5 protein-coding genes are annotated in these 15,951 nt (G+C 43.7%); all 5 read right to left on the bottom strand.

Annotated features, from left to right (window positions below):
- Positions 1-2 precede the first annotated feature (2 nt).
- Complete coding sequence (locus ABJD64_RS00235) at positions 3-2,447, bottom strand: FtsX-like permease family protein (RefSeq protein ID WP_348182029.1); 2,445 nt, start codon at positions 2,445-2,447, stop codon at positions 3-5.
- Positions 2,448-2,752: 305 nt separating this feature from the next.
- A complete protein-coding gene (locus tag ABJD64_RS00230) occupies positions 2,753-3,652 on the bottom strand; it encodes a carbonic anhydrase family protein (RefSeq protein WP_348182028.1) in 900 nt (299 codons plus the stop codon).
- Between the two features lie 147 nt (positions 3,653-3,799).
- Complete coding sequence (locus ABJD64_RS00225; RefSeq protein ID WP_348182027.1) at positions 3,800-9,526, bottom strand: fibronectin type III domain-containing protein; 5,727 nt, start codon at positions 9,524-9,526, stop codon at positions 3,800-3,802.
- Between the two features lie 247 nt (positions 9,527-9,773).
- Positions 9,774-10,331: a hypothetical protein gene (locus ABJD64_RS00220; protein WP_348182026.1), complete on the bottom strand. Its 558-nt coding sequence runs from the start codon at positions 10,329-10,331 to the stop codon at positions 9,774-9,776.
- Between the two features lie 225 nt (positions 10,332-10,556).
- Positions 10,557-15,857: a GEVED domain-containing protein gene (locus ABJD64_RS00215; protein WP_348182025.1), complete on the bottom strand. Its 5,301-nt coding sequence runs from the start codon at positions 15,855-15,857 to the stop codon at positions 10,557-10,559.
- Between the last annotated feature and the right edge of the window lie 94 nt (positions 15,858-15,951).

Genomic DNA, 15,951 nt, shown 5'->3' with positions numbered 1-15,951 from the left:
AATCACTCCGACCGCAAGGCATCAACTGGATTGGCTTTGGCCGTAGCATACGTTTGATAACTCACCGTCAGGATAGATATTGCCAAAAGCAATAATCCAGGAATAAGAAACAGATCAACACCCAGATCGATCTTAAAAGCATAATTATCGAGCCAACTCCTCCCCAAATACCAGACTGCAGGAAGAGCCACCACGTTAGCCAAAAGTAATAACGCTAGATACTCTTTAGATAATAAACCCATTAAGTGGACGACTCTGGCTCCGAGTACCTTTCTGATTCCGATTTCTTTCATTCTTAAAGTTGCCGAAAATGATACCAAAGCAAAAAGACCTAAACAAGCGATGAATATCGCTAAACCAGAAAAGGCAGCAAAGAGGTTTCCAAACTGGAGGTCGGTTTGATACTGGCGGTTGAAAGATTCGTCGAGGAAATAGTAGGTGAAGGGATCATTTGGAAATGCCTGATAGAAAGCGGATTCGATATGTGCAATGCTTTCGCTAAAATCAGAAGTATTTAACTTGACTGAGAATACTGCATTATCAAACTGATGCAACGCAAAAACCATTGGATAATGATTATCCTTAAGAGATTGCCAATGAAAATCCTTTACCACAGCTAAGACTCGTAATGTATCTCCAATACTAACGATCAATTTTTCTCGCAATGCCTGATTTGGTGACTCTAATCCGAAGGCTCTTACTGCAGATTCATTGATAATCAATCCATCCTCGTATGATGTCATGCCCGCTGTATAGCCGGTACCAGAAACAAACTCCAAATCGTAGGTATCTGCAAAGTGAGCATCGGTGAATACCACATAACCATTGGTATATGCATCTCGTGGAGTTCCCAGTTTCCTCAACTCCCCAACCCAACTAAATCTCTGGCCAGGTGTATGACTAGAACCAGAAACATCAACAACCGAATGATGGGCGACAAGATTGTTCCGAAAGGTCTTAAAAAATGGAAGCTGGTCTTCTTGTTTTTTGTCAAGAATCACTCTGGGTCCATTGACGACAAGTATTTGTTCCATATTTACTCCAAGTTCTTGCTGCATCATGAATTGGGTTTGACGGTGCACCACGTAGGTGCCGGAGATCAGTAAAATGGAGATCAGAAACTGAAATGCAATGAGTCCCTTACGAAAATGCGTACTTCCTGCAGCAGTCATTTTTTTTGTCCCCAGCATGCCAATAGATTCAAAGCCAGATGCTACGAATGCAGGATAGGCCCCGGCGAGCATAGTACCAAATAAAATGATGAGCGAATAGGCACACCAAAACCAGATCGATGTTAGCAAGCTTAGCTCCAAATGATAGCCAATAAGATCATTGAGTACAGGAAGACATGAATAGGCAAAAAGGATGGCAAAGGCTGCTCCGATAACATTATGCATCAAACTTTCAACCATAAATTGCCATACAAGCTGCCTTTTGAATGCACCAATTGATTTCCTGACACCAATTTCTTTTATTCTGCGCAGCGACTGAGCGGTAGACAGGTTGATATAATTTACCCAAGCGATAATCAGGATAAAAACTGTAATCATTAAATAAAAATAGATCTGTCGCTCATTCCCCATATTTTCCGTCAATTCATCCGGAAAATCAGATTTGAGATGAATATCGGTAAGTGATTGAAGATGAATATTTACCGACTCCTCATTCGGTGCAAGTGCATCCCCAATGTGCTTTACAATTAGATCATCGAATTTCGTTTCTACATCTGGTAAGTTAGATGACTCCTCGAGTACTACATACGTGGCGAAATTGTACCAATCCCATCCATCCCCATCCCGATACATTCGCCAGTGCGTTGTTAAAAAATCCATCGGCATGAGAAAATCGAATTGAAAATGGCTGTTGGCAGGCAGCTGCTCTAAGACAGCACTTATACTGAAGGTCCCACTCAGCCTACCGCCATGCACCACGATTTCATTTCCTACAGGGTTTTGATCACCAAAATATCGCTCAGCTACTTCTGCTGTGATGATCATATGATGGGGTTCTGAAAGCGCTGTTTCCATATCTCCATACTTGACCGGATAAGCAAAAACATCCAGGAAATTAGAATCTACATACCAATACCTAGCCTCCTGGAAAACCTTGCTCTTGTCTACGGTAGTAAAAACCAATTCCTCAAACGAATCGTGCACCCTAACCATTTTCTTGATTTCAGGCATGCTTTCCAGTGCCACTGGCCCTAGAAGCTCGGAAACACTCACGCCTCGATCGATAATTTCGCCTCCCCTACGATCTTCTCGGGTGAGTCTATAGATATTCTCTGTATTCTGATGAAAGTCATCATAGCTCAACTCAAAATGAATATATTGATAGATCAACAGACAAACACCCATACCTACGGCTAGTCCAAGAATATTGATAATTGAGAATACTTTGTTACGGGAGAGGTTCCGAAGAGCTATTTTTAGATAATGTCGAAACATATGATTGGTTTTAGAACAATTCTAAATGTAGTTAAAAAAAAGAACCTATGCTGTCAACGTACAACATAGGTCTTCAATATCTAAAACGTAGGCTATCCTATTTTATTCCTTGATGAAGGTTTTACGCTCCAGCCGGTCTTCCTTTTTGAACATTTATCATATCCCCTCGATTCGAATTACCTCAATATCAACTAAGCACTTGTTATGTTAATTTGACCGCTTCATGAAAAATGCTATCTATAGAGACACAAGAAAGCAGTTGATTCTAACATAACAAAGTCGGGCTAGTTCCGTCCTGGTCACTTTCATGAATTGTCATCATCATCACCTTCCAATATCACTACTGGTCGGTTATTAAGATCCTGAATAGGCCTAAAATTATGATCGTAAATGACTGAAAAAGAACTGATCTGACTAGCAGACATTTCTATCGTACTAGTCAGCACATTCCAATTCACACCTTCTGAGCATGGAGGTGTGGTCAGCGATCCTGAATAGTTGTACACGGATTTATCTGTTGGTAAAAGGCTGAAAATATTAACGTCACTTACTTCTACTTCATCACCTTCATGGGCTGGAAAATTGTTCCAGAAGCCAGTAAAACTAGTGGCCGTACTTCCTTGTTCCACTAACAATCCAATGACCAATAAATCTGAATTATCCAATGGATTTGCATGTACAAAATGTAATTCCAATGGGAAAGATGTACCATCTACCGTATGCTCGCTTGACGCATGTCCGTGGAACTGGGCAAGATCGTAGCGGGTTCCACCCAAAGTGATATAATTCTGGTGTGGGGTTGAGCTAAAAACTATAGTGTGGCCATTGTTTTCAATGAGTAAAGGTCCTACTGAATAGTGATATTCAATTTGATCTCCGTCATCTTCATCCTCTGAGTTTGTCGAAAGGTCAATTGGCGATTGACGGTTTCCTTCGGAGCATAAAACAAAATCCGGAGAAAGAGTGGACCAAAAATCAGGGCCTGTTGCTCCATCATAGGACCAATGGACAGGTGGACTCGCTAACCTGGCATTTCTGGTTTCATAGCCATTTTCATCCTCATAACCCCATCGATCTGAGATTTGTAATTGTTCCTGATCAGAAACTTCACTGTTGTTTAGCTCTACATTCTGCTCATCGTTACATGTTTGAAAAGCAAATGCAAATAGCACAATCGAAGCAATTCTAATTGTCTTAAAATTCATACTAATTAAGTTTGGTTAAGTTGAAATTAATTTCAAAAAAGAGATACTACATCAAAAGGAGAATAGGAATGGCAGGTTCCAATAATTGGAGCCTGCCCATTTCTTATGCAGATACTTTTGATGTAGTCTCTTTCTTGTACATGAGAATTATTGTTTAATAATTTTCGAACGATAGGTCCTGTTTCCTTTCGTTATGACTAACAGATAAAAGCCTCTTTTAAATTCAGAATCAGCTACAGTTAACTTGTTTTCGCTTATCAATTCGGTTTGATAAATAACAGCTCCATTCAAACTTAGAACGCGTAAGTTGCCTCCAACCCAATCCGGCTCATAGTTGACTGTAAAGGCTCCATTGAAAGGGTTTGGATAAACAGAAACCGTATTATCATCATTAACATCAATTTTCTGTTCATTTTCAGGATTAGAACCTCTAAGACTGGCACTACCGGACTCAACTTCTGTTCTGACAAAAAAGTCATCTACAACAACACCATCAATATCCTTATAATAAAAGTGAGCTAAGGTTGCGTCACCGTTGTAGTTGAATTCACCAAACAAGGCAGCAAACTGTCCTCCATTGCCATCGTAATAAGTACTTGCCCACCATGGGTTGTTTTGTTTATTATTTGTGGCAACTCGAATACCCTGACCTCCCAGTCCGGAAACAAATGCAAAAGACCTGCCTTCATCCACACCTGTGGTTGCCGGATTATCTTTTTTAAGCGTTACCGTGTTAGATGTAGTCGATACTCCCTGATTCTGCATATCCGACATTTCATGAGATCGTGCATAAGAATGTTCATGACCCGTGGCTATCAAGGCACCACCTTTTCTAGACTCTTCATAAACAGGCCATCCTGCCTCATTTCCCTTACCTCCTAATTGCATGAGGGTTTGGTTTTTATGCCAATAAGCGATACTCCAGTCAGCGTTGTTCCCTGCAAGTGAATTTTTTATGTGGTTTCCGGCTGAAGTTTGCGTCTGACCCAATTCCTGAGGGGCTGCTGCCACAAAGAAAATACCCTGATAGGTAAATGTCGAAGCTACTCCTAAGTCACCAGTCCAGGGAATACCCAAACGATTCATTCTGGCTTCGCCTAGCTCCTGAAAATTTCCAGCACCTCTCCACACATGATCATCATGGTTTCCTGCTGACCAAAAGTATGGGAAGTTAGCTCCTAAAACCGCATTTATATTGGCTTCAAAAGCGCCAGGATTACTGCTATACGTCATGTCACCGGCATGAACTACAGCATCCGCTCCTTCAGCTGAAATCAGGTTGAGCACGGCATCCGCATTTGCGCTGGTACCTGCATCACCAATAAAGGCCACTTTGAAGTTGACCGGTGTGGTTGCGGGGTCGTTTGTTGTTACATTCAATGAAGAACTGTTGGCGGAAGCATTACCAGCAGCATCACTCGCATTTACGGCAAAACTATAGGTCGTTGAGGCTGTTAAACCCGTTACACTGAAACTAGGAGTAGCTGAGGTCCCAATACTCGTTCCACCCTGGAAAACCTCATAAGAAGTCACGCCTACATTGTCTGTAGAGGCTGTCCAGGAAAGTGTCGTTCCTGTATCAGAAGTGTTTGAGGCAGCCAAACCTGTAGGCACACTTGGCGCTTGTGTATCTACAATCAATGAAACAATTTGAAGATTATCTATGGCCATATCACTGGTAAAGTTGCTACCTGTAGTACCGCTGATTTGAAGGTTGATCACAGATCCGCTATAGGCCGATAAGCTCACACTTTGGGAAAGCCATTGGTTGCCCTGGTCGCCGGCCTGGCTCCAGATCGTTGTCCAGTTGGTCCCCCCGTCTGTTGAGGCTCTGATTTCCAAAGTACCCATTGCAGCTCCATACATGTGATAATCAAAATTAAGCTCAGCATTACCCAAACTGCTCAAGTCTACACATGGGCTGGTCAGTAAAGCTACTTTGTTGGGAAAACCTGTCCCATTACCGGTGGCTTCAGTAAACATATAGCTCGACCCATCAGTTGGCGCTGATGGCCCCGTATTGCTAGATGGTGTCGAATTGGTATCAAATGACCAATTGAGATCGTCACTGGTTTCCTGCGTCCAAAGACCTGTATTCCCATCAAAGCTCTCGCTGTAAGGGAAACTGCTGATACCAGAACAGGGCGGAACAGCTGTTGTGGTTACACTCAAAGCTGCACTGTTGGCAGAAGTGTTACCAGCAGCATCGCTTGCATTTACCGTAAAACTATAAGCAGTTTCTGCAGTGAGGCCAGTCACGTTAAAACTGGTCGTGGCCGAAGTGCCAATACTCGTTCCTCCCTGGAAAACCTTATAAGAGGTCACGCCAACATTGTCTGTAGAGGCTGTCCAGGAAAGTGTCGTTCCCGTATCAGAAGTGTTTGAGGCGGTTAAACCTGTAGGGACACTTGGCGCATCTGTGTCAACAATCAATGAAACAATTTGCAGGTTATCTACGGCCATGTCACTGGTAAAATCACTTCCCGTAGTACCGCTGATCTGTAGGTTGATGACTGAGCCGCTGTAGGCCGCCAGGCTAACACTTTGGGAAAACCATTGGTTGCCTTGATCTCCGGTTTGGCTCCAGATCGTTGTCCAATTCGCTCCTCCATCTGTAGAGGCTCTCATTTCCAAAGTACCCATTGCGGCTCCATACATGTGGTAATCAAAACTAAGTTCAGCATTGCCTAAACTGCTCAAGTCTACACATGGGCTGGTCAGTAAAGCTACTTTGTTGGGAAATCCGTTACCACTACCTGAAGCTTCGGTAAACATATAGCTCGACCCGTCAGTTGGCGCTGATGGCCCTGTATTGCTAGATGGTGTCGAATTGGTATCAAATGACCAATTGAGATCATCGCTGGTTTCCTGCGTCCAAAGACCTGTATTCCCATCAAAGCTCTCGCTGTAAGGGAAACTGCTGATACCAGAACAGGGCGGAACAGCTGTCGTGGTTACACTCAAAGCTGCACTGTTGGCAGAAGTATTGCCCGCAGCATCACTCGCATTTACTGCAAAACTATAAGCAGTTTCTGCAGTGAGGCCAGTCACGTTAAAACTGGTTGTGGCCGAAGTGCCAATACTCGTTCCACCCTGGAAAACCTCATAAGAAGTCACTTCTATATTGTCTGTAGAGGCTGTCCAGGAAAGTGTCGTTCCCGTATCAGAAGTGTTTGAGGCAGCCAAACCTGAAGGCACACTTGGCGCTTGCGTATCGACAATCAATGAAACAATTTGAAGATTATCTATGGCCATATCACTGGTAAAATTGCTGCCTGTCGTACCACTGATCTGAAGGTTGATCACAGATCCGCTATAGGCCGATAAGCTCACACTTTGGGAAAGCCATTGGTTGCCCTGGTCGCCGGTCTGGCTCCAGATCGTTGTCCAGTTGGTCCCCGCGTCTGTTGAGGCTCTGATTTCCAAAGTACCCATCGCAGCTCCATACATGTGATAGTCGAAGTTGAGTTCGGCATTGCCCAAACTGCTCAAGTCTACACATGGGCTGGTCAGTAAAGCTACTTTGTTGGGAAAACCTGTCCCATTACCGGTGGCTTCGGTAAACATATAGCTCGACCCGTCAGTTGGCGCTGATGGCCCCGTATTGCTAGATGGTGTCGAATTGGTATCAAATGACCAATTGAGATCATCGCTGGTTTCCTGCGTCCAAAGACCTGTATTCCCATCAAAGCTCTCGCTGTAAGGGAAACTGCTGATACCAGAACAGGGCGGAACAGCCAAAGTGGTAATGTTTATTACACTACTATTTCCTGACACATTTCCAGCTGTATCTTTGGCTTTCACAGTATAACTATGAGATGTATTGGCCAATAAACCGGTGACGGTAAAATTGGTAGAAGTCGAAGATCCCACAACAGTTGCCCCCTCTAAAACATCATATCCGGTGACCCCTACATTGTCCGTCGAGGCCGTCCATGATAAATCTACACTGGTCTGTGTAATATTGGAAGAACTTAACCCTGTGGGTATAGTTGGTGCCTGCGTGTCAGGTACAGGTGTTAGTGTAGTTACATTAACCGTATTGCTATCTCCCGAAGTATTACCTGCCGCATCTTTGGCATTCACCGTAAAACTGAAAGTTGTACTATGAGCGAGACCAGTTACGCTAAAGTTGGTAGTGGTAGACGTGCCTACGCTTGTGGAGCCTTCGAATATTTCATAACTCACGACACCTACATTATCAGTGGATGCTGTCCAGGACAAGTCTACACTGTTTTCAGTTACGTTAGACGAATTAAGTGCAGTGGGCGCTGTGGGGGCCTCACTGTCGAGGCTGACAACGACTCCATTAATGATCATTGAAAAGTCCTGTGAGCCGTTGGTCAGCGTTCCTTTATGAGTTACGCTGACTGTATATGTACCTGCGGCAAGCACGGCATCTATTTTTTCTACATTGTCTCTAAAGTTATCTCCCTTTTGCGCAGCATCAGTATAGTTATTGAAGCTGCCATTTGGTATCATGGCCCAGGGACTGTAGGTATTACTATTGCCGGTAACACGTACGTCCAAATCATTTACAAGGACCGGATTTGTGGATGAACTAATCGTACCAGCTGGATCCGTCCATGCTATGGACAATGATAATGGGGTTGAACCGTCACTAATTATGGTACTGGTATAGGTCCCGCCATTGTTCAGGGTCAATTCCTCAACAATAGAGTTAACTCCATTATTACTAATAACCTCGGCTGCTCTTTCCGCATTGACCAGACCCCAGCCACTAGCAAAATCCGGTCCCGGGTTTGCTCCTGCTTCGTCGGCCGTATTTATAAGAAGAGCTTTCACTGTGGCGGCTCTCATATAAACAGTATTCAAATTATGATAATGTTGTTGTAATAAGGCGACCGTTCCGATGGTAGCAGGTGTTGACATTGAAGTTCCACTTTTGGAAGTATAGGCCGTATTACTTCCCGAGTTAGACGAAGTCACCGAAGTTCCATTATTGGTAATGTCCGGCTTGATTCTCCAATCCGGGGTCGGCCCATAAGAACTGCTGGAGGACATAGTTACCGATGATGGCCCGGTATAATTTGTCACATCGTTGCAATTGCCTACAACTAGTAGGTTCTTTGACAATTGCGTAGTTTTCAAAACTGAACCATAGTTATTTCCGTCGTTGCCTGCGGACTTGCCATGGAAATAATATGGAGCATTGTATACTACATTATCCATATCACGCGCATTGGTATCATACGTACCGACACTACCGCCGGGTGTGTTGGAATTATTGGCTAGAATACCTCCCGCTGCAGCAAATGCTGCTGCTTCGGAGATCATATTGGTGGCCGTGTAGTTTTTGATCGTTGCGGCAGAGGCCATACCTCTTGCCGAAGGGTTTACCCCGGAAGCGATCAAGGTGCCTCCAGTATGTGTGCCGTGACTCGTATCTGAACCTCCGTCCCCACCGTTTGAGGCTCTTCCCGCAAACTCTTGATGGGTAGTCCGGGCATAGCCACTTTCCCAGACGCCAATTTCAATACCAGCTCCGGTAAGATCTAATCCGGAGCTTCCGCCGGTCCATATCCTGTCTGTTCGACCCGAAGCCGCTGCATCGACGTTGTCATCGAATGCATAAACCGGGTTGCCGTTTTCATCAAAATCATAAAAGACACCTAATTGTCCACGTGCATTAACAACTTGCATCTGAACACGTTGTCTGGATAATGTCTGCAAGTTATTTTGTTGTTTTTGAAGTCCTCTTGCACGGATTCCCATCAAGGCACCTTGATTCGTCTTTTGCATTATATATGCTCGATCTTGTGCATCCTGAGCCAATAAATCACTGGCTAGCAACAATGTAAGGCCAACTAGTAGCCCTTGTTTAAATAATATTTTGGTTAAAAAAAATCTCATAGTTCTTTTTGTTAGTATTGATCATTAATACAAATGGTTTGGTAATAACTTAAGTTGAAATCAAGTTTTGGCGATTTTTGTACGCCGGTTTTGAAGTGGCTCTACCATTGGCAAAGCAATAGCTAAATGATGCTCACGTGTGAATCACGCAGGCTTTTTGCAGTTCATAGGTAGTAGGGGTTTAGGGGTTAAAAAAATATTTATACTTGCTTTAAATTGTATTCACTCTTCTGACTTTAGATGTTTATTATTTGCTTTTTTTAGTATCGGATTCTACTTCCATTTCTTGGAAATAGTAAATAGGTTGACCGCCGTCCCTAATGGCATACAAGGAGCCTTTCAGGTTTCGGTTGTCGGTCACAGTTTCCGGGTATCTGGATTTCTTCACCTGCTTTTTCCTCAATTTGGCTGGTAATTGAAAAGACCTGCTTTCCATATTAATTGTAGCATCATCAAAATTGTAAGTAGGGCTGCCGTCAGGAAGTAATGAATGGAAGCTTCCTATTTGACCATTTTGATCAATGATAACCTCAGGAATTCCTCTTCTCCTTGCCTCTTTAAGATCAGCTTCATATTTTTCATTTTCGGTCTCAATAATTTTATTGAGTGCCTCTTGGTTGTTTTTTTCAATTATGCGTGCTCGATCAGCCTCACTTTGAGCAATGGCATCGAAGTTGAAAAAAGAGAAGAATAATATCAGGATAGTAAATAACGTGGATTGTGATTGTAAATGAATACCACCTATATGCTGGTTAATGAATAGCACATACCCGCTTAATATGTTAGATGTAAAAATTGGACTCATAGCTTAATAGTGAAAGGAATACAGACGGTGCCTTCTATCCCTCTTGTATTTGAAAAGGAAAGCCATGTACGCATTTCCCTATAAAAAGGGAAAAAAATGTTTTTGTGTATAAATCAACGATCCAGTGCAGTGCGACAACTGATGGATTAAATCAAAATAAAAGACCCTAGCTGTATGATTACAACTAGGGTCTCTGGGGTTTACTTTTGAGTCGCTATTCCGACATCACTCTTTAATAAAGGTTTTACGCTCCACCGCATGTTCATTTTGAATATTAATGAAGTAGGCTCCGGTTTGAAGCTTCTCAATATCAAACTGCGCACTTGTCATGCTGACCCGACTGTTTAGTCCCTGGACTATTTTGCCGCTGACATCGTAAATGGTGATAACTACGTTCGTTCCATCCATTATAGATAGGTTATTGAACTGCACATTTAGCGTACTGCTCGCCGGATTAGGATAGAGGGTAGTCAGGTTGTTTTGTGAGAAAGCGTTCCTTTCTGTATCACCGACCAAGTTTCTAGCAGATCCATTGTTAGTTATGTCGACCGTATAATCCTCCACTTCACCGTCACCTACGCTTCCACAAGCACTCGGTGCAGCATTGTATTTCATGGAAACCCTCATTCTGGTGGTTCCTGTCGGCACGGAAGTTGCCGGTGTGATCGTTCCATTTACAGGCGCACTGGAAGCCGAACCTGCATCAAAAACCAGCTCTCCGGCATCTTCGAAATCTCCGTCTTTGTTGTAGTCAATCCAAACTCTGAAATATTCGTCATAGGCTGTTCCTGAATAGCCTGGAGTCAAGGTAATGGCATGAGACACTCCACTTTGCAAACTGATCGTTTGACCAGTAAAGTCAGAATATAGTTGGCCCGTAGAAGTATGGCTAAAAGTGCCGACTTGTACTCCCGCAATCCATTCGTACTGTACTCTGCTACCTGCCGACTCACAATAATTCACCGGAGGTGTCGTAGTCCCTGTAATATTGGCTGTATAGTCTTCTACTTCTCCATCGCCTACACTTCCACACGAGCTTGGGCCTGCATTATATTTCATAGAAACCCGCATCCTGGTAGTTCCCAAAGCCACCGATGCAGCTGGTGTAATGGTCCCGGTTACAGCGGCATTGGAGGCAGAACCTGCATCAAATGCCAGTTCACCAGCATCTTCAAAATCACCGTCTTTGTTATAATCAATCCAGACTTTGAAATATTCATCATATGCCGAACCTGAATAACCCGGAGTCAGGGTCAGCACATTTCCCTCTCCTCGTTTAATTTCAACAGTTTGAGCCGTGAAGTCGGAATACAATTGTCCAGCGGAAGTATTATTGAAACTACCAACTTGCACGCCGGCTATCCACTCATATTGAACTCTTGTTCCCGCAGATTCACAATAAGTAGGGCCCGTTTGTGTAGTTACGGAAATGTATCCGGTTTTCGTTTCAGTATGACTTCCTCCGGCGTTCGTAGCCGTCAAACTTACTTCGTAAGTGCCTTCTGCACCGTAGAGAATCACGGGGTTCTGATCTGTAGAAGATGCAGGTGTGCCTCCGGTGAAAGTCCACGACCACGAAGTAGGGTTTCCTGTAGAGGTATCGGTAAAGGAAACAGATCCTCCCTCCTGCACCGCTGTCACGTTTGCCTGAAAATCAGCTACCGGAGGTTGCGCTCCGCTACTTACCAAGTTGATGGTATAATCCTCTGCATCTGCTTCTGCAATTTCACCACAAACAGGCCTGTCTTCACTATCAAATGAATAGTAACGAATCACTCTCATCACACTTGCTCCAGCAGAATAAATGGTAGGAACTGTGATATTACCACTGATCACCATCGTCTCGGGATCGTTTTCCAATGACCTTCTTTCATAGACTTTTTCATCAAGTGTAAATTCATTGTTTCTGTTCCAATCCATCCAGATAATTAGATTGGTTCCGGCATCGGTAGAGGTTATGTCTCTGTAGGTTGTAATTTCAAAGGGGTACGTTTGACCTTCCGTTAGTGTCGTGCTTTGGCTTTTAAAATCGGAATATCCTGTCGTACTTCCTGTCGCTGTGGTATTGTTGATATCTCCTAAAACGACTTTTGTAATGTCTCCTCTACTAGGGTAAGAACCTCTTCTGGAAACTTCACAATAGGCGGTTGGATGTGCCTCGACGATAAGGGTTTTAGTCAAAGTATTGCTGATTCCTCCTTTGGTCACGGTTAGAGTAACTTCGTACATGCCGGTATTTTCATAATAAATTCCCGGCGGCTGTTGTACACTAGAGGTTGCAGGCGAACCGCCTGGAAATTGCCAACTCCAGGTCTCCGGCTCTTTCAAAGATTTGTCAGTAATGGTAGCCAAACCTTTAGCAGAAATAGTAGAGGGCATTTCGAAATCAGCAACTGGGTGCAATGGATTGGTAGGAGAAATATTTATCGTATAATCCTCTACTTCTCCATGAAGGAAAAAATCGCATGGCGAAGGCTGAGCCTGATCTTGTTCGGTTTCATTCTTTACGGTTACCCTTAAGGTATAAGTACCATTGACGTTTGGTAAGGTCACTTCTCCCGAAACATTTGTACCATCATCGAATGGAGCCGACATATGAAGTTGCTCACCTGAATCTTCAAAATCATTGTCATTATTAAGATCGATCCACATGCCTAAAATGTTCTTACTTGAAGTCAAGCTTCCCCCCGCCTCTGCGGTAAACATGTTAACCCCGGGCCTTACCTTTATTTCTTTGCTGGTGAAGTCAGTATAGTTTTGAGGAAAGTCAGATTTTTGAGAAAAATGTTCGAATTTGAAATTCCCAATGGAGGTGGAATAATCATCGATCTTGTCAGTCAAAATACCGCCTGCATAGCATGGGGCATCTACAGTCTGCCCAACTGTAATAGCTGCATCTGGCTGTGTGTTATACGCAATAGCTAGCATTCTTGCTTCTGTTCCACTGGCATTCGCTTCCATTCTCACCCAGCCATAGTGCAATCTTCCAGCTCTGTCACGAAAACGCAGACCCGTATAGCCGTTTGTGCCATTCCATGGGACTCCGGGTCCTGCAAACAATGGTCCATTGTTGACACCCCATGCCGTAGAAACAAAGCTGCTAGAGGCACTTACCTGGCTCCCCGATTGTAGGTTTTCAGGATGGTGCGTAGTGGCATCCATGGTAAACCCTTTTCCCCTGGCATTTAACGTCACGTAATCATTGCCATCAGCATTAGATGTATAGTGAGAAATCGAATACCTGAAGTTGTCGCCAAAATCAAAATCAGTATCGATAAAAACCCATTGATTGTTGTTTTGGGCATTGATCCAGGGTAAAAGGCCTTGCGTGTCGATATAAGTGATTTTGTAAGGATCAAAGAACCGAACCTGTACATCAAACTCTTGTTTGTTTCCGGGCTCTACGGTGAAAGCAGCGTCCAAAAACTTAAGCTCAACCAGCGCTCCGTCTCCCCGTACATGGCTGGTTGCCGTTCCAGACAAAACCAATTTTGCCAATTGGCCATTTGTTTTTTGAATGGATGCCGTTAGCCCATCAGGCAGGTTGCCTACGGTAAAGTGGGTACCCTCTTGTAGATTTTGAGAAGTAAATGAAGCTGAGCCTTCCAAAATAACATCTATAGTTTCGGAAACCTGCCCATTGTTTGACTGGTCTTCGAAAAGCGTAGGTCGGGATAATGCCATGAGGGGCACATCGGACTCTCCTGCTTTTACTACAGCATCGGGGTCTTCGTGCGTGTAGTAATCGATAAACCGAAGTACTTTGCCATCTGTGGACACATCCACTCTTGCCCAACCATAATAGTATAATCCAGGTAATCCTTCTCTCTCAATGCGAAGTCCTATAAATCCCCTTTGTCCTTTCCATGTCTGGTAAGTATCATTGAGTAAAACCTGATCTCTGTCATCGTGATTCCAGTTTAAATTACTTCCGATGGTGGTACCTTCTGCCAACAAAGCTACTTCGCTATTGGCGGTCACTGCGATGTGCTTAACACCTGCGTCAAACCCCATCATTATTCTTTCATTGTCTATAGAAAACTCATATCTAGGTCGGGATTGACCGGGATTGACATCAAATGATTCAAAATTATCACCATCAATACCGACCTGTATGAGTCTGTCTGAAGTCAAATATTTACTGATATAGGGGTCTTTGAACTCAATTCTCAGATCCGGTCGACTACTACCCAAAATACTGGATGCATTGAAGCCGGTAAATGCAGCGTTGTTAAAGGTCAACTTCAGGTTTCTGATACTATTAGCACTTGCATGTGAAGTTGCAGCTCCGGTAAGACGAACGACTGCGGCCGTTGTCGTACTGCTTATTACCTCCATACTCAATCCGGCAGGTAGGTTTTCAACCGTATAGGAAGAGGTGGATAAGGTCCCGATAGTAGAAAATGTAGGTCCATTTTCCAATCTTATAGCCACATCTCTCTGAGTACCCATTGCGCCTTGATTTTCGAAGTTTTCAGTAAAAGTGGTGAAATCGTAAAATAGTTTAGGCCCGGATGGCGATTGTGCAAACACCTCAGCGTGATTGGCGGTTTGCCACAGCGGGTGTCTTGTTTCATGTTGTAAGGCGGCCTGCATTCTGGTCACCTGTCCGTGAGTAAACATCCTGTAACACTCAGTATAATCCATGAAGTTTTCTGAGTTGGGGATACCTGCTCCTGCGCATTTTTCTGTGGTTACGATACAACTACCTGCGTTAGAAGTTGTGGCGGGTGTATCGTCAACATTGTCTCCCGTTCCGGAGCAGCCTCCATCAAAGGTGTGAGCAAGGTTCAAATAATGTCCAAACTCATGAGTGAGTATTCTTCTGAAGTTTTCATCGCTATTGGTTCCCAAATATCTGCCGTTAAATACCACGCGAGCTACACCGTTATCCGAATCTGTTTTGCTGGGATACCAGGCTACCCCTGATCTGTTGAGTATGTCATTTTTCAGGTCTAGCAAAATGTAGACATTCATATACTTGTAGTTGTCCCAGGCAAACTCTCTGATCTCGTCATCCTTATCGTAGTCACGACCGAAACCGGTGCGCACGTTGTAATAGTTGATCCCGGTCGTCGGGTTTCCATTTGGGTCTACTTCCGCTAAGCGGAACTTAATGTCCAAGGTTGAGCGAAGAGATCTAAAGGGATTGGATACATCATTAAAGTCATTGTTGAGCCCATGGAAATCCTCATTGGTTTTTAGCAATGCATCTTTCACTAAAGCATCATCTACAGTCTTGCCTGCGAAGTCAGTACCAAAGACATGGAATACCACTGGCACAACGTACTGCGGGTTGTTGAAATCTGCTGCGATTCTTTGATTGCTGAGAGACTGTTTTCTCTTAATAAATTTTCGCGTCATCTCCTCCAGTTCATCAGCTTCCACCTGCGCATCGGGGTGACTTTCGTAGAATACTTCTCTCGAAGGAGTGGAACATTTGGCTGGCAATTCGTCTTGTGCCTTTGTAGATAATGACAGAATTCCCATCATTATTACAAGGCCAATCTTGTAAAGAACTTTCATTTTCTGTTAGGTTTTTGGTTGGAAATAAAAACCAATATATCAGAACAGAAAGATTCCGGAGCGTACAAGCCTGAAGTTGGATAAAATACTATTT

The organism is Reichenbachiella sp. (assembly GCF_039944555.1).
GTDB lineage: Bacteria > Bacteroidota > Bacteroidia > Cytophagales > Cyclobacteriaceae > Reichenbachiella.
The sequence above is the reverse complement of the archived record's forward strand: the minus strand, read 5'-3'. Positions and strand labels throughout refer to the sequence as shown.

Bases quoted from the DNA above. Each gene is read 5' to 3' on its own strand.
- ABJD64_RS00235 (WP_348182029.1), bottom strand. From the start codon at position 2,447: ATGTTTCGACATTATCTAAAAATAGCTCTTCGGAACCTCTCCCGTAAC.
- ABJD64_RS00230 (WP_348182028.1), bottom strand. From the start codon at position 3,652: ATGAATTTTAAGACAATTAGAATTGCTTCGATTGTGCTATTTGCATTT.
- ABJD64_RS00225 (WP_348182027.1), bottom strand. From the start codon at position 9,526: ATGAGATTTTTTTTAACCAAAATATTATTTAAACAAGGGCTACTAGTT.
- ABJD64_RS00220 (WP_348182026.1), bottom strand. From the start codon at position 10,331: ATGAGTCCAATTTTTACATCTAACATATTAAGCGGGTATGTGCTATTC.
- ABJD64_RS00215 (WP_348182025.1), bottom strand. From the start codon at position 15,857: ATGAAAGTTCTTTACAAGATTGGCCTTGTAATAATGATGGGAATTCTG.